At 36.5% G+C, this 22,098-nt stretch carries 19 protein-coding genes and 1 other annotated feature; of the genes, 16 read left to right on the top strand and 3 right to left on the bottom strand.

The window, feature by feature from the left end:
- The 14 genes from K8P03_RS01840 to pepT all read left to right on the top strand — a co-directional run bounded on the left by K8P03_RS01840 (position 1) and on the right by pepT (position 15,806).
- Positions 1-885, top strand: coding sequence for a MetQ/NlpA family ABC transporter substrate-binding protein (locus K8P03_RS01840; RefSeq protein ID WP_223417894.1), 885 nt, complete (start codon positions 1-3; stop codon positions 883-885).
- Between the two features lie 142 nt (positions 886-1,027).
- Positions 1,028-1,510 carry a glutathione peroxidase gene (locus K8P03_RS01835; protein WP_223417892.1) on the top strand — a complete coding sequence of 161 codons (483 nt, stop codon included), beginning with the start codon at positions 1,028-1,030 and terminating at the stop codon, positions 1,508-1,510.
- Positions 1,503-1,994 carry a hypothetical protein gene (locus K8P03_RS01830; protein ID WP_223417890.1) on the top strand — a complete coding sequence of 164 codons (492 nt, stop codon included), beginning with the start codon at positions 1,503-1,505 and terminating at the stop codon, positions 1,992-1,994. Before K8P03_RS01835 ends, K8P03_RS01830 begins: the two co-directional genes overlap by 8 nt.
- Positions 1,995-2,236: 242 nt before the next feature.
- Positions 2,237-5,356, top strand: coding sequence for an isoleucine--tRNA ligase (gene ileS, locus K8P03_RS01825; RefSeq protein ID WP_223417888.1), 3,120 nt, complete (start codon positions 2,237-2,239; stop codon positions 5,354-5,356).
- A gap of 70 nt (positions 5,357-5,426) precedes the next feature.
- Complete coding sequence (locus K8P03_RS01820) at positions 5,427-5,876, top strand: 8-oxo-dGTP diphosphatase (protein ID WP_223417886.1); 450 nt, start codon at positions 5,427-5,429, stop codon at positions 5,874-5,876.
- Between the two features lie 182 nt (positions 5,877-6,058).
- Positions 6,059-7,090 (top strand): lipid II:glycine glycyltransferase FemX, encoded by a 1,032-nt coding sequence (locus K8P03_RS01815; RefSeq protein WP_223417884.1) that lies wholly within the window; start codon positions 6,059-6,061, stop codon positions 7,088-7,090.
- A complete protein-coding gene (locus K8P03_RS01810; RefSeq protein ID WP_223417882.1) occupies positions 7,071-7,775 on the top strand; it encodes an ABC transporter ATP-binding protein in 705 nt (234 codons plus the stop codon). Before K8P03_RS01815 ends, K8P03_RS01810 begins: the two co-directional genes overlap by 20 nt.
- Complete coding sequence (locus K8P03_RS01805; RefSeq protein ID WP_223417879.1) at positions 7,776-8,753, top strand: COG1361 S-layer family protein; 978 nt, start codon at positions 7,776-7,778, stop codon at positions 8,751-8,753.
- Complete coding sequence (locus K8P03_RS01800; protein ID WP_223417876.1) at positions 8,743-10,119, top strand: ABC transporter permease; 1,377 nt, start codon at positions 8,743-8,745, stop codon at positions 10,117-10,119. Before K8P03_RS01805 ends, K8P03_RS01800 begins: the two co-directional genes overlap by 11 nt.
- On the top strand, positions 10,119-11,351 hold the full coding sequence (locus tag K8P03_RS01795) for a hypothetical protein (RefSeq protein ID WP_223417874.1): 1,233 nt from the start codon (positions 10,119-10,121) through the stop codon (positions 11,349-11,351). The genes K8P03_RS01800 and K8P03_RS01795 overlap by 1 nt, the downstream gene beginning before the upstream one ends.
- Before the next feature lie 120 nt (positions 11,352-11,471).
- Positions 11,472-12,677 carry an ABC transporter substrate-binding protein gene (locus K8P03_RS01790; RefSeq protein WP_223417872.1) on the top strand — a complete coding sequence of 402 codons (1,206 nt, stop codon included), beginning with the start codon at positions 11,472-11,474 and terminating at the stop codon, positions 12,675-12,677.
- Positions 12,674-13,702 (top strand): FecCD family ABC transporter permease, encoded by a 1,029-nt coding sequence (locus K8P03_RS01785; protein ID WP_223417870.1) that lies wholly within the window; start codon positions 12,674-12,676, stop codon positions 13,700-13,702. The genes K8P03_RS01790 and K8P03_RS01785 overlap by 4 nt, the downstream gene beginning before the upstream one ends.
- Positions 13,699-14,496 carry an ABC transporter ATP-binding protein gene (locus K8P03_RS01780; protein WP_223417868.1) on the top strand — a complete coding sequence of 266 codons (798 nt, stop codon included), beginning with the start codon at positions 13,699-13,701 and terminating at the stop codon, positions 14,494-14,496. The genes K8P03_RS01785 and K8P03_RS01780 overlap by 4 nt, the downstream gene beginning before the upstream one ends.
- 71 nt (positions 14,497-14,567) lie before the next feature.
- Entirely contained in the window at positions 14,568-15,806 is a 1,239-nt protein-coding gene (pepT, locus tag K8P03_RS01775) for a peptidase T (RefSeq protein ID WP_223417867.1), read from the top strand.
- A gap of 26 nt (positions 15,807-15,832) precedes the next feature.
- Here pepT and murJ read toward each other — a convergent pair whose 3' ends face one another.
- The 3 genes from murJ to K8P03_RS01760 form a co-directional block, all read right to left on the bottom strand.
- Positions 15,833-17,338, bottom strand: a complete 1,506-nt coding sequence (murJ, locus tag K8P03_RS01770) for a murein biosynthesis integral membrane protein MurJ (protein WP_223417866.1) — start codon at positions 17,336-17,338, stop codon at positions 15,833-15,835.
- A 150-nt stretch (positions 17,339-17,488) separates the two neighbouring features.
- Positions 17,489-18,223 (bottom strand): amino acid ABC transporter ATP-binding protein, encoded by a 735-nt coding sequence (locus K8P03_RS01765; protein WP_263285012.1) that lies wholly within the window; start codon positions 18,221-18,223, stop codon positions 17,489-17,491.
- Positions 18,201-19,775: an ABC transporter substrate-binding protein/permease gene (locus tag K8P03_RS01760; protein ID WP_223417865.1), complete on the bottom strand. Its 1,575-nt coding sequence runs from the start codon at positions 19,773-19,775 to the stop codon at positions 18,201-18,203. Before K8P03_RS01760 ends, K8P03_RS01765 begins: the two co-directional genes overlap by 23 nt.
- 65 nt (positions 19,776-19,840) lie before the next feature.
- Positions 19,841-20,067 (bottom strand) — a binding site (T-box leader).
- A 202-nt stretch (positions 20,068-20,269) separates the two neighbouring features.
- Between K8P03_RS01760 and K8P03_RS01755 the strand changes: the two genes are divergently transcribed.
- Positions 20,270-21,061 carry an Mrp/NBP35 family ATP-binding protein gene (locus K8P03_RS01755; protein ID WP_317847234.1) on the top strand — a complete coding sequence of 264 codons (792 nt, stop codon included), beginning with the start codon at positions 20,270-20,272 and terminating at the stop codon, positions 21,059-21,061.
- Complete coding sequence (locus tag K8P03_RS01750) at positions 21,062-22,072, top strand: DUF1002 domain-containing protein (RefSeq protein WP_223417864.1); 1,011 nt, start codon at positions 21,062-21,064, stop codon at positions 22,070-22,072.
- The last annotated feature ends 26 nt before the right edge of the window (positions 22,073-22,098 follow it).

The following is a 22,098-nucleotide window of genomic DNA, read 5'->3' as shown; positions in this document are numbered from 1 at the left end:
ATGAAATTAACTAGCAAAATAGCCCTAGCACTAGGATTAATAGTGACTCTAACAGCATGTGGAAGCGGAGCGGACAAAAAGGAAGAAGCTCCAAAGGAAGAAGCAAAAACAGAAACAAAAAATACAGGTGATGCAGCAAAATCAACTGATCCAGTTCACATCAAAATAGGTGTAGTTGGTGAATACAACGAAGTATTAGAAGAAGTAATCAAAAGATATGAAAAGGGTACAGGCAATACTGTAGAACTTGTAAAATTTGCAGACTATAACCAACCAAACGAAGCTCTATTAGCAGGCGATATTGATCTAAATGCTTACCAACACTATAAATTTCTACAAGAATTTAACGACGATAAGGGAAGCGACCTTGTATCTATAGGAGATACAATGCTTGCACCAATAACCCTATATTCTCACAAGGTTAAAAATCTTGATGAAATTGGCGAAGGAGCAAAAATAGCTATTCCAAATGACCCATCAAACGGATCAAGAGCCCTATTCCTTCTTCAAGACGCTGGTCTAATCAAAGTTGACGGCGAAGCTGGAGATATAATTGGTACAGATAAAATCACAGAAAATCCTAAAAAACTTGAAATTGTAGAAATGGATGCATCACAAACTGCAAGAAGTCTTGATGACGTAGATTGTGCAGTAGTAAATGACACCTTCGCTCTAGATGCTGGCCTAGATAAGAAAAATGGAATCTATGTAGAAGATCCAAAAAGCGAATCAGTAAAACAATACATCAACCTAATAGCAGCAAGAAAAGAAGACGAAAACAACCCAGCCTACAAAGAATTCGTAAAATATTATCAAACAGACGAAACAAAAGCAGACTTTGAAAGAATAACAAAGGGTGCTTGGTTACCAGCTTGGGATAATTAACCCTCCGTTTTGTTATCAATTGATTCATAACTCTAAAAGACTTTTGCACTGGCAGAGGTCTTTTTCTGTGATGAATTTCTATATTTAGCTGAATTTAAGAGGAAAAACCGTACAATAATAGAAGAAAGACTGAGGAGAAATTATGACAACAATTTATGATTTTACAGTAAAAAATGATAAGGGAGAGGACGTAAGCCTAGACAAATATGCGGGCAAAGTCCTTTTGATAGTAAATACTGCGACCAAGTGTGGTTTTACCAAACAATATGATGGCCTGGAAGAACTTTATAAAAAATATAAGGACCAAGGTTTTGAAATCCTAGATTTTCCTTGCAACCAATTTGCAGGCCAGGCCCCAGGTACAATCGAAGAGATCAACAATTTCTGCGCCTTAAATTTCGGTACAAGTTTTGATCGTTTTGATAAAATTGATGTAAATGGTGAAAATGAATCACCATTATATACTTATCTAAAAGATCAAATTTCTGGTAAAATTTCCAAAAAAATCAGGTGGAATTTTACAAAATTCTTGATTGATAAAAACGGAGTACCAGTTAAGAGATATGATTCTATGAAAAAACCTGCAAATATTGCAAAAGACATAAAGGAGCTTTTAAATGCTTAGGGATAAGTTTGTGGACTTAGCCTATGAATCCTTGAGGCACTACCTAGAGACTGGAAAATACCTTGATAAGTATGACGAAGAGTTCAAAAATAACCACAACGGTGTTTTGATCCAAATAAGTAAGGGCGACAGACACGAAAGATCAGGTTCAATTTATCCTACAAGGGCCAATATTGCCTTAGATATTATCCACGAAGTGGTAAATCTCGGAGTTTTTGACAATGCCTTTGCCCTAAAACTTTCAGATTTAGATGATGTTTATATCCAAGTTTTAGAAATAAATAAGGTGGAACAAATCGAAAATATCGAAGATTTTGGTGTCTATTCTGGCCTTCTTCTTTCTTATGCTAACAATCCTGTTATGGTTTTTAGGGAAGACTACGAGACAGACTACCAGATGTGTGAAGATGCAAAAGATTTGGCAAATGTGGATGATTTTGATATTTTCACTTTAGAAAAATTTAAGATTATAAGACATATTTGACAAAAATCGGGTAAAATAGTACATTAGAGAAAGAATATTGACTATATAAAGAAGAGTAATTTATAAAAAACTTCCAGAGAGGCATGGTTGGTGAGAATGCTAGGGGCTTTATAAATGAAAATCACTTTATTGTTTGATAGGTGAAAATACTAGCCTATCAGGAATGCCAAGCCTTAAGAGCAAACTAGGAAATAAGTGGACCGTCTGTATGGATGGTCCTTTTTTATTAGGAAGGAAAAATTATGTGCGATTTGAAATTTGAAGAAGTAAATTCCAAAGATGTTAAGGCCAGAGAAGCCAAATTAAAAGACTATTGGAATGAAATTGACCTTTTAGAGGAAACCTTTAAGACACGTGAAAATGCAGATGAATACGTAATCTACGACGGACCTCCAACTGCCAACGGTAAGCCAGGTATCCACCACGTTATAGCAAGGACCCTAAAGGATATGACCAGCCGTTATAAAAATATGAAGGGCTACAAGGTTCTTAAGAAAGCTGGTTGGGACACCCACGGTTTGCCAGTAGAAATCGAGGTTGAAAAGCAATTAGGTTTCCATGACAAAAACGATATAGAAGAATATGGTATAGAAAAATTCAACCATTTATGTAAGGAGTCAGTTTGGAAATATTCAGATATGTGGAGAGACATGTCAGATAGGATGGCTTTCCTTTATGATATGGACCACCCATATGTAACTATGGATAATAATTACATAGAAACTGAGTGGTGGCTATTAGACCAAGCCTTCAAAAAGGGCTATATCTACGAAGGTGCCAAGGTTATGCCATATTGTCCAAGATGTGGTACAGGTCTTGCCAGCCACGAAGTTGCCCAAGGTTATGAATTTGAAAAGACCATCACCCTTACAGTTAGGTTTAAGAAGAAAGATGCTGACAATGAGTATTTCCTAGCATGGACCACTACACCATGGACTCTTCCATCAAACTTAGCCCTTGCAGTAAATCCTGAATTAACTTATGTAAAAGTTTTTGACAAGGAAGATGATTGCTATTATTACATGGCCAAATCTTTGATGGGAAAACTCATGGATAAGAGGGACTACGAAGTAGTTGAGGAAATGAAGGGTACTGACCTTGAGCTTTTAGAATATGAGCAATTGATGCCATATGTTAAAACCCAACCAGGCAAGGCCTTTAAGGTTATCCTTGCTGATTATGTTTCTGCAGAAGACGGTACAGGTATTGTCCATATCGCTCCAGCCTTTGGTGAGGACGACTACCAAGCTTGCAGGAAATACGACCTAGACTTTATCCAACCAGTTGACCTTGAAGGTAGGTTTACAGAAACACCTTGGAAAGGCGAATTTGTTTTTGATACAAACGAAGCAATCTGGAGACATCTCCAAGAAGAAGGCAAGGTTTTTGCCAAAGAAACCATGGAACACAACTATCCACACTGCTGGAGATGCCATACACCACTAATTTATTATGCAAGACCATCTTGGTATATAGAAATGTCTAAATTCTCAGGAAAGATGGTAGAAAATAACCAAACAGTAAACTGGTTCCCACAAACTATAGGTGATAAGAGGTTTGGAAACTGGCTAGAAAATGTCAAAGATTGGGCAATTTCAAGATCTAGATATTGGGGAACACCTCTAAATATTTGGAGATGTGAATGTGGCCACACTGATACAGTTGCAAGTCGTGCTGAACTTAAAGAACGAGCTATAGAAGATATTTCAGAAGATATTGAACTTCATAGACCATATGTAGATAATGTTCACATCAAGTGTGACAAGTGCGGTGGCACGATGACAAGGGTTCCTGATGTATTAGACGTTTGGTTTGACTCTGGAGCCATGCCTTTTGCCCAACTTCACTACCCATTTGAAAATAAAGAATTATTTGAAAAAGGCTATTATCCAGCAGACTTTATCTGCGAAGGTATAGACCAAACAAGAGGTTGGTTCTACTCACTAATGGCAATTTCAACCATTACCATGGGCAGGTCTCCATATAAAAATGTTCTTGTAAACGACCTAGTTGTAGATAAGAACGGTCAAAAAATGTCAAAATCTAGAGGAAATACCCTAGATCCATTCGAACTTTTCGACAAGTATGGAGCAGATGCAGTGAGATTTTATTCCCTATATGTATCTCCAGCTTGGATGCAGACAAAGTTTGACGAAAAAGGCCTTGTGGAAGTTAAAAATAACTTCTTTAGGACTTTTGAAAATGTTTATAACTTCTTTAGCCTATATGCAGGCACAGATGGCCTAAGTCTTTCTGACATCAAGTCCTTTGAGGGAGTAGAAGTAGACGGAATTGACCGCTGGTTATATTCAAGACTAAATTCCCTAATCAAGTCCTACTACGAAGAAATGGAACAATTTGAATACAACAAGGTAGTTCACGAAATATCTGACTTTGTTGTAGAAGATTTATCAAATTGGTATATCAGACGTAATAGAAAGAGATTTTGGTCACAAGAATTAACTGATTCTAAGAAATCTGTTTACAAAACAACCTATGATGTTCTTGTAGCTTTAACTAAGCTAATTGCACCAATCACACCATTTATAGCTGAGGAAATTTTCCAAAAACTAACTGGTGAAAAAACTGTTCACACAGAACTTTTACCTCAAGTAAATGAAAGTCTAATTGATACAAAATTAGAAGCTGATATGGACCTTGTAAGAAAGATTGTTAACCTTGGCCGTGCTTCAAGAGAAAAAGAAGCAATCAAGGTACGTCAACCACTTTCAAAGATAATTGTAGATGGATCTTACAAAGATAGGCTTGAAAAGCTCCTTCCACTTATAAAAGAAGAATTAAATGTCAAGGAAGTCGACTTTGAAGACGACCTATCAGCCTTCATGGATTATTTCCTAAAACCAGACTTTAGAGTTGTGGGTAGGATTTTCCAATCAAAGGTAAATGACTTTGCAAAATATCTTGGACAAACAGACGCCAAGACCTTTATCGATCAGGTAAATGAGGGGCCTGTTAAGTTAGAAATTGGTGGGGAAGAATTTGAAGTTAGCAAAGATTATCTAGATATAAGAATTTCTGCCAAGGAAGGCTTTGACGTTGAAATCGACGGTAATGTCTTTGTAATCCTTGATACAGAAATCACTGAGGACCTAAAAGACGAAGGTTATGCGAGAGAATTTATCTCAAAAATCCAAAACCTAAGAAAGGATTCTGGTTTTGAGGTAACTGATAGGATCAATATTTCCTATGAGGCAGACGCTGACCTAGCCAAATCCCTAGATAAGTTTGCAGAAGAAATCAAAAAAGAAACCCTTGCCGATAAGCTTGAAAAGATAAACTTGGATGTAAACCCAATCGAACTTAACGATAAGGAAATCAAAATTAGTCTTGAAAGACTATAGATAAAAGAAAGTAAGGCTCGCAAAACTTGCGGGCTTTTTTCTTTGCCATATAATTTTCTTAGGAGATAATATGAAAACTGTTTTAATGAATATGTTAAAAATTTATAATGAAGAAACTGGTCAAGTCTTAGTTTTAGATAAGGTTAAGAAATACGGTTGGGAAGGACTCACTTTTCCTGGTGGCAAGGTAGAAATTGGCGAATCTTTTGAAGACTCTGTCATTAGGGAAGCTAAGGAAGAAACCAACCTTGATATAAAAAATCCAAAACTTGTAGGTCTTATTACCTGGATTTCAGATGAAGGAAAAGACGTTGGTCTAATCTATGAAACTAGCGATTTTGAAGGAAACTTGGTAGAAGAAAACAGGGAAGGCAAACTCTTTTGGATGGATTATGAAGAATTTAAAAATACCAACCCAAAATCCATGTCCATGGACCATATCCTAAAAATCTATGAAGGAGAATACAGGGAAGTCTTTTGGGATTTTAGGAATGGCAAGGAGAAAATATCTTATTTTTAAATTTGACTTGGCTTAGCCAGGTTTTTTATTTGAAAATAAAAAACTTACAAAAAATTTAAGCTAAATTTAACAAGTTTCAGGATATAATTAGATGAGAACTATTGTCAATAAGAAGATCCTATGATAAAATAGTATTAGGTGTTAGACTACATACCAAACATTGAAGCGAGAATGTGATATAAATGATATTAGATAAAGAAAATAAAATTTTAGTAGAAAAATATAATAACTTTGTGAAAAATTCCCCCTATGGTCACTTCCAACAGGATATGAGGTGGGCTGACCTTAAAAGCAATTGGGAGAGTGTCTATTTTTATATAGAGGAAGCGGGAGAAATTAAAGCAGCTTTGTCGCTTATTTATATAAAAGACCAAAAGGTTGGCAAAAACTTTTTCTATGGCCCAAGGGGCCCTGTTTGCGACCCTAAAAATCTAGAAGACTTCACCAAATTAATAGAAGAAGCAGGTGATTTTGCCAGAGAAAATGACGGATTTCTTTTAAGGATAGACCCATACTTGCCTTATGATGCTGATATGGAAAAATCATTTAAGAAGGCTGGCATCATTTTTAGACGAGATAAGAGAAGGTCTAGCCAACCTTTGCTAAATATGGTTCTTGATATAAATGGCAGGAGCGAGGAAGAAATTTTATCAAGCTTTAGTAAAAATACTAGAAAACACCTTAGAAAATCTTATAGGGACGGAATTTACACAAAAACTATGGACGAGGAAGGCCTTGATATTCTTTATAAAGAAATAGAAGAGACAGCCCTTAGGGCAAATATTGGCCATAGACCTTATAGTTATTTCAAAAGTTTATATGAATTATTTAAAGACCAAATAAGACTTTCTATAGGATATTACCAAGATATGCCAGTTTGCTCTTCGCTTCTTCTTTGTTATGGAAACAGGGCAACATCGCTTTATGGCGGGTCAAATGATGAGTATAAGACAATGGGCCAAAATTACCAGCTTAATTTTGAAGAGATTAAATATTGTATAGAAAATAATATTAGATACTACGATATGGGCGGGATTTTTGAAACTGACGGCACAGATGGTCTCTATAATTTCAAGAAAAAATTCACTGAAGACAATGTTTTTGAAACTGTGGGAGAACTAGATGTAGTTATTGACCAAGACCAATATGACCTTTATATGAAAAATCTAAACCCACATTACGAGAGAGAAGAAAATGAGTCTAATAGAAGTTAGAAATTTAAAAAAATACTACAAGCTAGGTGGGACTATAATTAAGGCCTTGGATGGTATAAATATAGACATTAATAAGGGCGAATTTATAGCCCTTCTTGGGACATCAGGTTCTGGTAAATCAACTCTTTTGAATATGCTTGCAGGACTTGAAAGACCTACTAAGGGGACAATTTCTTATGGAAATATTGACCTAACAAAACTTAGCGAAGTTCAGATTACCAAGTTTAGAAACTTAAATATTGGATTTGTTTTTCAGTCTTATAACCTTCTTCCATATCTTTCTGCTTGGGAAAATGTGGCCTTGCCACTTACTTTTAAGGGGATACCTGCAAGCCAGAGAAAAAAGGAAGCCGAGAAAATCCTAGAAGCAGTTGGACTTTCTCATAGGATGAATAATAAGCCAAACGAATTATCAGGTGGCCAGCAACAGAGAGTTTCAATAGCCAGAGCCTTTGTCGGAAGGCCATCCATAATTTTTGCAGACGAGCCAACAGGAAACCTTGATACAAAGACATCTTTTGAAATCATGCAATTAATCAAGGATATAATTACAGAAAATGACCAGACCTTCATAATGGTAACCCACGATGAAGAAATGACAGAATTTGCCGATAGGACCCTCTTTATGAGAGATGGTAAGCTTGATAAGGTCCACGAAAAACTAAGTATAGACGAGGTACTATAGATGAATGAAAACGAAAACAACCAAGCTGAAATGTCAACTAATGTTAAAAACCAACCAAAGATAATGATTTCATACTACCAGCTAAATCCTCAAATTCCTCAAGCTGGCAAGAGTTTTGACCTATCATTTGGCCTTTATAATACAAACTCAAAAAACACCATCTACAACCTAAAGGCAACTATTGAGCAAAATCTTGGAGCCCAACCACAAAATTCAGGCGGTAATAATGCTATGGTTTCAGATGGATCAGTATTTTCTCCTGTAAACCAATCGAATTCATTTTATGTGGCAGCTCTTTATCCTTGGAATACAGCCAACAAACATATAACCATGAATGTTTTGCCAAATGCAGTTGCAGGTAATTATGTAATTAATCTTGCAATCGAATACGAAGACGCAGATGGCAACCAATATAAAACTACAGAGGCTATTGGCATTCCTGTTGTCCAAAGGGCGGGCGTTACCATGAGTGAATTAAAATCTGACGAACTTATGGTCGGAAATCCTACTGAAATGTCGATAAATATCTACAATACCGGCAAGGATAACCTAAACACTTTCATGTGCGATGTAATAGGCAAGGGAATTAAAATCGAAAACGATAGGAAATTTATAGGTAATTTTAACACCGGCACCCAAGAGACCTTCTCTTTTACAGCTACTCCAACAAGGGCTGGCGAGATAGAAGGCCAAATCATGTTATCTTACGAAGACTCTACAGGCAAGGTCCACACCCAAACAAAGGACTTTAAAAAAGAAGCCATGGAAGGCATGCCTGAAGATATGGGTGCTGACATGAATGGGGAGATGACCCATGAAATGGGAGTGGAAGATCCTAACATGGGTGGGGGTTCAGTTTTAACATCACCTTTCCTATGGATTGGCTTAATTGTAATTCTAATCCTTGCTGGCATTTTATACAAAAAGAAAAAAGGCAAGAAAGAAGACGAGGAGTTGTTGATAGACGATGAAGATTAGTGACAGGATTTTGATGGCGCTAAGAAACCTATCTCGTAGAAAATCAAGGACTATTTTGACAGTACTTTCAGTAGTAATCGGTGCCACATCAATCATACTCATGCTTGCCTTCGCCACAGGAATTTCAAACTCCCAAAAAGAAATGATAGAATCTTTTGGGGGTCTTACATCAATTACAATTGATGGTGACAAACCTTCGGCAAATATGGATGTAAAGGATACAGACATAAACAAACTTAAAAAAGTCAGGGGAGTAAAGGCTGTTGTACCTTCAAAAGAATTCTGGGGAGACGTCAGAGTTGACAGTGGCGATGACTATGTTCTAAATACTTCCTTTGAAGTAATTCCAGATGATGTTTTCAAACTCTTAACAAGCGATATGTTTGAATGGGGGAAAAATCTTTCCACTTCTGATAAGGATGCAGTAATTTTAGGCCAAAATGCAAATGTGCAAAAGATTCAAAAGATGCCCGACGGTGGTTGGACTTCTATGCCAATGGAAGAAGAATTTGATTATAATAGTCATGAATACTATTTACGTTTGGGATATAAGGATGAATCAGATGATGGAGTTCACTTTGGAAACCAAGACGAAAATACAGAAGAAATCACAAAGCCAACATTTGTTGATATAAAAATAAAACCTAGTGGCAAGCTTAATTCTAAAGCTATCCTTAAGGGCTGGTCTTCATATGTTAATGAAAGTTTTTATAAAAAGCTCAAGGAAGAAGACAAGAAACTTCAAAGTCCTCAGCTAGACATGTCCTATGATGAAAAAGGCCAACCAATAGTAGCGAAATCAGATAAAATCAAGTATGACAATCTTAAGGTAATAGTCGATGATGTAAATAATCTTGAAAGAATCGAAAATGACATCAAAAAACTCGGCTATAATACCCAATCAGAGGCAAGTTCTGCCGAAGAAATTAAAAAGCAAACTATGCAAGTGACCCTAATCCTTGGTGGAATCGGATCTGTAGCCTTTATCGTATCTGCTATTGGTATAATAAATACCATGCTCATGTCAATTTATGAAAGACAAAAGGAAATTGGCGTGATGAAGGTAATCGGTGCTTCAATTAATGATATTAGGGGAATGTTCTTAATAGAATCTGGTTTTATCGGATTTTTTGGAGGCGTAATAGGCCTAATTATTTCTCTTGTTGTAGGAAAAGTACTAAATGGATTTTTGGACGGAGGAATGATATTTGGTGGCGGCGGACAAGGCGGAAATATAATTGCCATAAGCCCAATTTTAGCTATAGTGGGAGTTGGATTTTCATCCCTAGTTGGAGTTTTGGCAGGCTATATCCCAGCTAGACGTGCAACCAAACTATCAGCCATTGAAGCTTTAAGGAGTAACTAATGAAAAAAACTATTATTTTAACCCTCTTGGCCCTAAGTCTTGTTGCTTGTGATGAGAAAGATTTAGATGATCCTAGAATTAAAGATGCCTTAAATCAAAAAGAAGTTTCAGAGAATATAGAAGCAGAAGATAATCAAAATGATTATAAAAATGATGGCGACAGCGAAGAAGACCAAGATATAAACAGGACCTATCCGGATGAAGATGTTAAAAAAGATGTGATTTCTGTAGAATCTTCAAATAAAAAAGAAGACTCAAAAGAAGAAAAATCAGACGAAAAACAACCTAAAAAAGATAAAAAAGACAAAAAATCCAAGAAAAAAGACAAGAAATCTAGCAATAAAGATAAGAAAGCCCTAACAGAAGATGATTATTTCTTCTCCTACTATTCCTTGGTAAGTGTAAGGGATGGCGAAGTTATAAACGTATTAGAAGACTTAAAGGACTATGGCAAAGACTACTTTATGGACTATGTTCCATTTTCAAACAATATCTTTGTGGTAGGATCAGCTATGGACAAGAAATTTTCTATAAAGAAAATCAACGGCCAAGACCTAACACTCATGTATGATTTTGACAAAGGCCAAACCTTCTATCCTCTAGCCATGATAGATGATAAAATCTATGGCAGGTACCAGTATTACGAAAACTACGATATGAAGGATAAAAGTGATTTTGTATCAGAAAAATCTGGCATTGGAGTAGTTGACCTTAAAACCGGCAAGCTAGAAGTTTATAAGGCTACCCATACAAAAGGAAATGAGAGTCTGCTAGGTCAAGGGATAAGCGATAAGGAAATTTTATTTACAAAAATGGAAGATGATCAAAAGATTAATCTCTATAAACTTGACCCAGATAAAGACTACGACCAAAAAGCAGAACTTGTAGAAGAAAATACTGATGCAAACTTCTTGCTATCATCCAAACACTTTGAAGATGGCAAAGCTATATACGAGATATTCAAATCAAATGGCAATGAAATTGAAATAAAAGACAAGAAATACACCATCAATGATGATAGAAGGATGACTCTAATTGGACAAAATCTAATAATCCAAGAGCCAGTCAAATTCGACGATGCTGATTACCTCTTTAAAATGGATATAATAAATTATCTGACAGGAGAGGTTGTGGAAAAAGACCTAGAATCCTACGGTTTTAGGGTTTATAATGGCAAACTATATTATATAGACTACGATAAAAAAGTTCAGAGCCTCGATATTGGCCTATAAATTTTTACCTCCAAGTATGAGTCTTGGAGGTTTTTTCTATAGAAATTTAGCGAGTTTTAAAAAAATTGATATAATAGATAGTGACTAATTATAAGATTTTTTATAATTTAAGGAGGAATTATGAAAGCAATTAAAAAAATATTTTATGCCCTAACCATAAATGCTATTTTATTAGGCGGTCTTAGTGGATGTAATAAGGATAATAAAGAGACTAGTCAAGTAGAAGAAAAGGTAGAAACAAAAGAGGAAGCCTCAAAAGTTGAAGAAAAGACTGAGAATAAAGAAGAAGCCTCAAAGTCTGAGGAAAGCGCAGAAAAAAATGGTGAAACTAGGACTATAACAGACCACGCTGGCAATGAAGTCACCTTACCAAAGGAAATTAAAAGGGTTGTAATAGACCAAGTGCCAATCCTATCTACTTATATGGCCTATCACGGGGGCGAGGCTCCATATATAGTTGGTTATGCAGGAAGTCTAAAGCAAGTGGCAGAAAAAACTGTCCTTAAAGACATTGCTCCAGAGCTAATGGATGCAGAAGAAACTGTTCACGGCCAATCAGACCTAAACATAGAAGAGATTGTAAAATTAAAACCAGATGTTATTTTTTATAATGCTACAAACAAAGACCGCTACGAAGCCCTTAAAAAATCTGGCATTCCATGCGTAGGTTTTGCCACAATCGGGACTCTAGGCCAAGCAGACCCAATCGACAGATATGGCCAATGGCTAAAATTATTAGAAGATGTCTTTGGAGAAGAAGGAAAAACTGATGATTTCCTAAAGGCAGGAGAAAAAATTGTAAAAGACGTTGAAGAAAGAATCGCAAAAGTTGACGAAAAAGACAGACCAAACGGCATGATCTTATGGAAATACAATGAAGGCGTGCCAATGGTAGCAGGCAAGGGTACTTTTGGTGATTTTTGGCTAAAGAGAATTGGCGTTTCAAATGTCTTTGAAGATGCCAAGGGCTATGCCAAGGTCAATGTAGAAGAAATTTATAAGAAAAATCCTGGAATTCTTTACCTAGATGGACCAGGCCTATTAAATATGACTACAAGTGATGTTTTTGATAACAAGGTCGAAGGCTTTGATTTCTCAACAATGGATGCAGTTAAAAATAAAAGAGTATATAATTCAAAACTTGGTATGTGGAACTGGCTTACACCAAACCCAGACGCACCTTTAGTCTATGCTTGGCTTGCAAGTGAGACCTATCCAGAAGCCTTCAAAGACTATGACCTAAAGAGCGAAATTAAAGACTATTATAAGACTTGGTACAAGTACGATTTAACTGACGAACAAATCGACGATATGTTTGACATATGATAAAAAAATTATTGATCAAAGAAAGAAAATTTAGGCCAATGGGCCTATTTATACTAATAATCCTGCCAATAATAGCAAGCCTCTTTGGCCTTAGCCTTGGCAGGATGCCTTTAAGTCCTAGAGAAATTCTAGGATTTTTGCTATCATTTTTAAAGAATGAACCCTATGATCCTATGCTTGAATCGGTGATTATTAATATTAGGCTACCGAGGATACTTACAGGCCTAGTAGTAGGAGGAGGGCTCGCTGTGGCAGGACTCGCCTTCCAGTTAATTTTTTCAAACCCACTAGCCACACCAGATATTCTGGGAGTTGCCTCATCGGCAAGCCTTGGGGCAATCCTTGGCATTGTCTTATCCCTAGGTACTTTTCAAATTCAAATCCTTGCTTTGGCGACAGGACTTTTGGGAGTGTTTTTTGTCTTGAAAATAAGCAAAAAAGACGGGAGAATGTCAACAATAATGTTGATTTTATCAGGCCTAGTTATATCATCCCTTGCCAACGCTTTTGGGTCACTTTTAAAATACATGGCAGATCCCACAGACAAACTTCCTGCTATAAGCTATTGGTTAATGGGGTCTTTTGCCAGAAGCTCCTTTAAAAATATTGGCCTTGCGGGGCCCATTATTATTTTAGGAATCCTTATGATCTGGATGCACGGCTATTCCCTTAATATCCTTAGTCTTTCAGAAGATGAAGCAGAAAGTTTGGGTATAGATGTTAAGAAAACCAGACTAAGACTAATCCTTGCATCTACAATGATAACAGCATCCTCGATCTCCCTATGCGGGCAAATCGGTTTTATCGGTCTTATAATTCCTCACATGGCAAGGATGATGGTTGGTGCTAATACTAAGTATCTCCTACCAGTAACCCTGTCTTTAGGAATGAGCTTCATGGTAATAATTGAAGCTTTGTCAAGGACTATGTCGGTAGTGGAACTACCTATATCAATACTTACAGCTATAATTGGAGCTTCAATATTTATAAGGCTTATCAGGACTAGCGGAGGAGTTTTTAGATGAAATTAGAAGTAAAAAATGCTAAATTTTTTTATAAAAATGACGAAATTTTATTTAAAGACCTATCCTTTAACCTTGAATCTGGAGAAATCCTTGCAATCATGGGTCCAAATGGAGTAGGAAAGACTAGCCTAATAAGGGCTATATGCGGCTTTGAAAAATTTAAGGAAGGCGGGGCGTTTTTAGATGGTAAAAATATAGAAAGCTTTGATAAGAAAGGATTTTGGAATAAGATTTCCTATATACCTCAAAAAAGAGAGGCGACTTTTGCTTATACAGGTCTTGATATGGTTGTTTTTGGACTTGCAAGTAAGATTGGCCCCTTTGGAAATCCAAGCGAAAAAGACTATGACCTTGCAAAAAACCTTATGGATGACCTGGGCATAGGCAATCTTCATAATAAATTGTGTTCAAAGATAAGCGGTGGGGAACTTCAAATGCTTATAATAGCAAGGGCTCTAATAAAAAATCCCAGCCTTCTTATCCTAGATGAAGCTGAAAGTGGGCTTGATTTTAAAAATCAGTTAAAGATAATAAATTTACTAAAAGATTTGGCGAAAAAAAGGGGTATAACTATTGTTTTTAATACCCATTATCCAAATTATGCCTTAAAAATTGCCGATAAGGTTTTGATTTTAAGAGAAAAGGGCGATTACTTTTACGGATCAAGGGATATAATAAATGAAGAAAATATTAAAAAAGCATTTGGAGTTGATGCTTTGATTAGAAATATCGATACAGACCAAGGCAAAGAAAAAATTTTAATCCCTTATAGATTATCCGAAAATATTAATTAAATTTGTGGGTTTGTATTTCGGGATAAAAAATAGGGAAATTGCGATTAGGCGAAAATTATATGAGGAAAATTATGGAAGAAAAAATTATAAAAGATAAATTGGTAGAAAATTTTCTTAAATATGTGGCTATTCCTAGCCAATCTGATGAGAAGAACAAGGATGTGCCTTCATCTTTTGGCCAGCTAGAATTAGGTAAGGTTCTTGCAACTGATCTAAAAGACTTAGGGCTTAGCGATATAAGTATTAATCAATTTGGAGTTGTCCAGGCAAGGCTTCCTAGGAGGGGCGAGGGCAAAAAATCTCTTGGTTGGGTTGCCCATCTTGATACTGTGGATGTGGGTTTATCCGATAAAATTCACCCACAGATTATTAAAAACTATGATGGCAAGGATATAAATTTGAATGAGAATGTGGTTTTTTCTAGCAAAGAAAATCCAGAAGTTCTTGCCTATATTGGCGATGACATAATTTTTACAGATGGTTCATCAGTACTTGGGGCTGATAATAAGGCAGCTATTGCAAATATTATGACTGCCCTTTGGTATCTGAAGGAAAACCCTCAAATAAATCACGGAGAAATTTATATAGCCTTTGTTCCTGATGAGGAAATTGGGCTTAGGGGATCTAGGAAGATTGACTTTGACAAGTTTAAGGTCGATTATGCTTACACTATAGATTGTTGCGAGCTTGGGGAATTAATTTACGAAACCTTTAATGCTGCAAGCGGGACTTTAAAAATAAAGGGAATCCCTGCACACCCAATGTCTTCAAAGGGAAATTTAGTAAACCCAATAATGATTGCCCATGATTTTATTTCCATGCTTGACAGGGCAAAGATGCCTGAAAATACAGAAAATAGGGAAGGATATATCTGGGTGACAGACATTAATTCCGATGTTTTGAATCTAAGGCTAGATTTTAATATAAGAAACCATGACAGGGAGAAATTTGAGAAAGCTAAGGCTTATCTCTATGAAATAACAGAAATATTAAAGAAAAGATATAAAAAAGCAGAAATCGAAATCCAAATCGAAGATGTTTACGATAATATAGCTGATTCCATGAATGATGAAAATAAAATTGCGGTAGAAAGACTTAAGGAAATATTTGATAAGCTTGAAATCGAGACAAAAATAATCCCAATGCGAGGCGGGACCGACGGTTCTTTCTTATCAACAGTAGGAATTTTCACTCCAAATTATTTCACCGGCGCCCACAACTTCCACTCCAACAAAGAATTTTTGCCAATAGATAGCTTGTACAAATCATTTTTGGTGACCTTGGAGTTGATGAAGGATAAGAAATTATAAGAAAAGCCCCACTTAGGGGCTTTTTCCTATCTAAACTTTTTGATTTTCTTTGTAAATTTCTCCTTTATTTCATCAAGGCCGTCCACTTTAAGGGCGAAGATGATGGCTAGATATACGACTGAGGCAAGGAGGATTGTTACTAAGAGCCAGAAGTTTGATGGTCTAAGTTTGTAGGTGTAGTTAGCTGTGAATCCTAGGGCCGCTGCTCCAATTGCAATTTTGCCTATATTTTTAATTATATAGGCATTATCGAGTTTACCAAAGTGTTTTACATACATAAGGCTTGCTAGGCCTACAAGTACAAATTGGCTTAGGGTTGTCGCTAGGGCAAGTCCCACTAGGCCATATTTTCTACTTAGGGCGAAGTCTAAAAAGACGTTTACAGACAGCTGGATAAAGGAGATGATGGTTGGGATTTTGGTATTTTGTACAGAGAAAAATGACAAGTACAAAAGGTCCGCAACCGCAGGTCCTATCAAATAAATTGTGTAATAGAAAAGCACGTCGGCTGTCCTAATCATATCTTCATAGCCAAAAGCTCCACGCATGTAGACAAAGGAAATGATTGGTCTTGATAAAACCATTAATCCCACAAGGGATGGGATAAATAAAATCATGATTTTGACCATTGTTTTTGAGGTTATATTTTTAACCTCATTGAAGTTTCCTTCTGCAGCGAGCTTTCCAATTATAGGATAGGCTGTGATTTGAAAAGGCACTATGAAGGTCGATGAGACAATTCTTAAAATCTTTAGCGAATAGTTTATAACTGACACACCACCGTCATTGGCAACTATTGAGGCAAATGACTGGTCGACTATGGTTGAGATATAAACTGCTGCCATAGAAAATATGGTAGGAATTGATAATTTGATCAAGGTCCTGATGTCCTCATCAATTTTTGCCTTGGCCCTTTTTCTCCTAAAACCACTTTCCTTAATTTTTTTAGGAAAAACTGCAAATTGAACAAAGTAGGCTAGGAAAATTCCTGCCGCCATGATGTAAATATTGCCCTTTGAAATCGCCACTGTGATTCCCAATATTATATTTAGGATAAGAAGGGGTAGGGCCGGGGTTATGAAATCACCCTTGATTTGTAGGTAGGATGAAAAGATAGCCGCATAAATATTTGGGTACATGGTTAAAATAACTGCCCTCATAAAAAGCGAAGCGATTTTGAGTTTTTCCCCGTCATAGCCAATAGCAAACATCTTTACTATATAAGGCGCAAAGACAAGTCCCAATATCATAATGGTGGTGCACAAAAATAGGGAAAAGTTTAAAAGCTTATTGGTAAATTCATCTCCTGCCGCCTCCCCTCTTTCTTTGCTTATCTTTGAAAAGCTTGGGATATAGGTCTTTGATAGGGCATAGGTGATGACTGAAAAAATCAAGGTCGCAGCTGTTGTAGATGTGTTAAAGGCATCTGTGATAGCACTTGTCCCATAAAAGTAGGAAAAAACCATCTCCCTAAAAAAGGAAAATAGCTTGCCAATAAGGTTTAGGACCATGAGTATGAGGGTGTTATTCATAAGATCCTCCCATCTCTATTGGGTCTTTTTTTCTCCCACTAAAAAGTAGATAAGCAGAGAAAATCCCTGGCTTATCTACCATATTTTTTGAAATTAAATTTTTTTGTCTAGGGTCATTTGAGAACCAAATATTTTTAAAATTTATTATCATTAGTTGTTTAAGAATCTCTTTAAGAATTCTTGTGTCCTTTCATGTTTAGGGTTTTCAAACATTTCTTTGGCAGAACTGCTTTCTAGGATTATACCCTTATCCATGAAAAGTACCCTATCTGAGACATCTCTTGCAAAGTCCATCTCGTGGGTTACGACAACCATGGTCATACCAGACTTGGCAAGTTTGGTCATAACTTCAAGAACCTCTCCAACTGTCTCTGGGTCAAGAGCGCTTGTTGGCTCGTCAAAGAGTAGGACATCTGGATTCATACAAAGGGCACGAGCTATAGCCACCCTTTGCTGTTGACCGCCTGAAATTTGGCTTGGTTTGGCATTTACGTATTGGGCCATGCCTACAGATTCCAGATATTTTATGGCTGTGGCCTTGGCTTCTTCTTTGGATTTTCCTAAAACTTTTTCTTGGCCAACCATACAATTTTCTAGGATATTCTTGTTGGCAAAGAGGTTAAAGTTTTGGAAAACCATGCCCACCTTGGACCTGTATTTTCTCCTGTCAAAGGAATGGTCTAGGATATTTTCGCCCTCATAGATAATTTCGCCACTTGTTGGTTCTTCTAAAAGGTTTAGGCAGCGAAGAAGTGTAGACTTACCAGAACCTGATGAGCCTATGATTGTAACTACTTCGCCCTTTTCAACTTCCATATTAATGTCTTTTAAGACTAGGTTATCGCCGAATTTTTTTTCTAAATTATTTACCTTGAGTATTGACATTTATCGCTCCTGTTGATGATTCTAATATAAAGTCCCTATCGTTAAACCTTCTTTCAAGTAGGAGTAGGATCCTAGTGATGGTGAAGGTTAAGACTAGGTAAATCACTGCTGTGATTAGGTAGGTTGGGAAATATTGGTAGGTTGATCCTGCAACAGATTTAGACATGAAGAATAATTCTGTAACAGAGATTACGTTAAGAACTGATGTATCCTTGATGTTAATTACAAACTCATTTCCAAGAGATGGAAGGATGGTTCTAATGGTTTGAGGAAGGATAATACCAGTCATTGCCTGCCAGTTTGTAAGACCAATGGCCTTGCAAGCCTCAAATTGTCCGCTGTCTACCGCATTGATACCACCACGGACTACTTCTGATAGGTAGGCACCGGTGTTGATTGATACGATTAAAATCGCTGCAAATATTGTTGATAGGTCGATGTCGAAATATTGTTTTAGGCCGTAGAAGATGATTACGGATTGAACCATCATTGGTGTACCCCTAAAGACTTCAACATAGACTGAAAGCAATACATTTACAAGTCTATGGAAGTAATATCCAATAGGATTTGTTCTTTTGTTTACATCTATTCTTCTTATTATTGCAACAAGTAGACCGATTATAAAACCTAGGATGGTTGATAAAATCGCAATGAAAAGTGTATTTACAACACCCTTTAGGAAGAGGGAAGAATACTTGCCCCAGATTTCCTTAACTTCTGTAAGGAAGGTCTTTGGAGCTTCGTCCTTTGTAGTAATTTCTACCATCTCGGTCATAATTTCATCTTGGACCTTGTCAATATCAAGGTCTTTGAGGTAATTGTTGATTTCTTCTGTCATCGGTGAGCCTTTTACAAGACCTACTGCTATTGTTGTATCAGAATCTGAAGTCTTAAAATTATGCTCGTCATCAAATTTAATATATGTTAGGTTTGGGTTTGAAGAAATGGCTGATTCAGCGCCGGCTTCTTCTGAAACGTAACCATCGATTGTGCCTGCATTTGTAGCAGCAATCATGGTTGGGAAGGAATCCATTGGTTCTTGTTTGATAACTCCCTCCATTTGATCAACCATGTCAGCGTGGAAGGTACCAAGCTGGCCTGTTATCTTTGCTCCCTTAAAATCGTTGATTGACTTTGCGTTTATATGTTTTGAATCTTTTGGCACAACCACAACCATCTTTGCCCTGTAATATGGAAGGGAAAAGTCGATTTGCTGGCGCCTTTCGTCTGTTGGGCTCATACCTGCAAGGATGGCATCAATCTTGCCGCTGGTTAGGGCAGGGATAAGGCCGTCCCATTCGATTTTGTAGATTTCAAGTTTTTTACCAAGTTTATCTGCAATATTTTTTGCAAATCTTACATCGTAGCCGTTGGCAAATTCACCTGGTGAATTAGCTACAGGTACGCCTCCGTTTGAATCATCTGTCTCTGAGAAGTTGTAAGGAGCGTAGTTAACCTCCATACCAACCCTAAGTACGTCTTCGCTTGCATAAGAATTTCCTATTGGGAATAAGAGAATAATTGCAAGTAAGAAATTAACAAGTCTTTTCATAATATTCCTTTCATAAATTTATTTGATTGTAGATTTAAAAAAGCCCTTACTATCCATTTCTGGATAATAAGGGCGAAAATCGCGTTACCACCTTAATTTATGTATTTTTCACAAAACACACCTCTAAAAGTACAATCATACTCCTTTGCTATAACGTGCAAAACTCGTTCCCGGATCAAATCCCCGAGAAGACTCCAAGTCTTTATTCGCTAAAGTCTTTGATATCCCCTCACACCAACCGGGACTCTCTTGAATCAGTATCTTTAGTTACTCTTCTTATCTTCGTCGTTAGGATAAGTTTACACCTCAATTAAATTCTTGTCAAGTTATTTTGGTAAATTATTAAAAATAATGAAATTTTATGACTTTGCCAAAGAAGAAAACTCCAAAGCTTACAAAAATTTTAATGGAAATTTAAGCTAAATATCATATAATTAAGAGAGCATAGTTACTATGCTTTTTTCTTTTTAAAATAAAATTAACTAGGAGATGAAATGGAAAATAAAAAAATGAATTTTGATAAATTTAAAATAAATACCCAACCAGGAACTCAAATCGGCAAAATTATCGCTGTTATGAGTGGTAAGGGAGGAGTAGGCAAGTCTTCTGTGGCAAGCCAACTTGCAGTAAGCCTTAAGAACAAGGGCTACGAAGTGGGACTTCTTGATGCAGACATCACAGGCCCATCAATTGCCGAAGCCTTTGGTATTGACGAAGCAGTTAGGGGGACAGCTGAGGGAATTATGAGTCCAGCTGTGGCTGATAATGGAATTAAGCTTATCTCAACCAACATGATTTTGCCTAAAAAAACAGATCCAGTTGTTTGGAGGGCATCAATTGTGACAGGGGTTATCAAGCAATTTTATACAGATGTTGATTGGGGAAAAATCGACTACATGGTTGTAGATATGCCTCCAGGAACAGCAGACGTGCCTCTTACAGTCTTCCAATCCCTTCCAATCGATGGGGTAGTAGCTGTGGCAACTCCTCAGGGACTTGTTGAAATGGTTGTAGAAAAATCATTAAAGATGGCCAAGATGATGGGCAAAAACATCTTAGGCATAGTTGAAAATATGTCTTATTATGAATGTCCAGATTGTGGCAGCAAACACGAAATTTTTGGCAAGTCAAATATAGAAGAAGTAGCGAAAAAATACAATGTTGATACACTTGTCAAACTCCCAATCGACCCAAGTATTGCATCTAAAATCGATCAAGGGATGGCAACTGAGATTAACAATGAATTGTTAAATCCAATTGTAGAAAAAATAGAAGGACTAAAATAAATGAAAAAGAGAATATTTGGCCTTGTTATAGGCTTTTCGCTTGTTTTATCAAATCTTGCCCTTGCGGCAGGTTTTGATAAAAATAAGGACGATGTAATTTACGGTGTGGCCTTAAATGACCAACAAAGAAATATTGTCGATAATGCTGTTGGAATTGATGCTAGAGAATTAAATGTTGGCACTGTAAACGGTGCTGATCTAAAAAAATATCTTGGCTATGGAACTGATGATTACAATATGATTTCATCTATAGTTGTAAAAAGGCTTGAAAAAGGTTCTGGTATCAGGGTTATGATCAAGACTCCTGGTAATATCAACCAAATCACCGAAGCCCAATACACAAATGCAGCCATCACTGCAGGTATTACCGATGCGGAAATTTGCGTTGCAAGCCCAAAACCTGTTACTGGTGAATCAGCCCTTGTTGGGGTTTATAAATCAGAGGAGCTCCATGGAGAAAATCTTGATCCAGAAAGGACAAAAACTGCCCAAGATGAGTTAAAGACAGTGATAGAAGTCTCAAAGGAAAATGAAGACAATCCTCAATTTGATAGCAAAAAACTAGATGCAGCTGTGATTGAAGTTAAGCAAAACTTAGCTGATTATAAGGAAAAAAATGGTGAGACTGCTTCAGAAGAACAAATAGGAACCTATGTAATAAATGCCCTTAAAAATGTAGACATGGACAAGGTCCTTTCAGAAAATAATATCAATGTCTTGGTAAATTATTTTTCTTCTTATCAAAATACTTCTGCAATAGATAGCAAGGAAGTAAAAGACAATCTTTTCAAGCTTGCCAAAGATATTGGTGGCAAGGCTGGTAAATTTTATGAAGATAACAAGGATTCTATAAATAAATTTGCAAAAGATAATAAGGAAAATTTTGAAAAAATCGCTAAAGATGCCAAAGACTCAGGCCTCTTAGATAAGTTCATAAACTTCCTAAAAGATGTTTTTAATTCAATAATTAGCGTCTTTAACAAAGAAGCTGACAATTCAAACAATCAATAAGAAATAAAAAATTGCTGACGCGGGAA

The sequence above is a fragment of the Anaerococcus murdochii genome (genome assembly GCF_019957155.1).
GTDB lineage: Bacteria > Bacillota > Clostridia > Tissierellales > Peptoniphilaceae > Anaerococcus > Anaerococcus murdochii.
The sequence above is the reverse complement of the archived record's forward strand: the minus strand, read 5'-3'. Positions and strand labels throughout refer to the sequence as shown.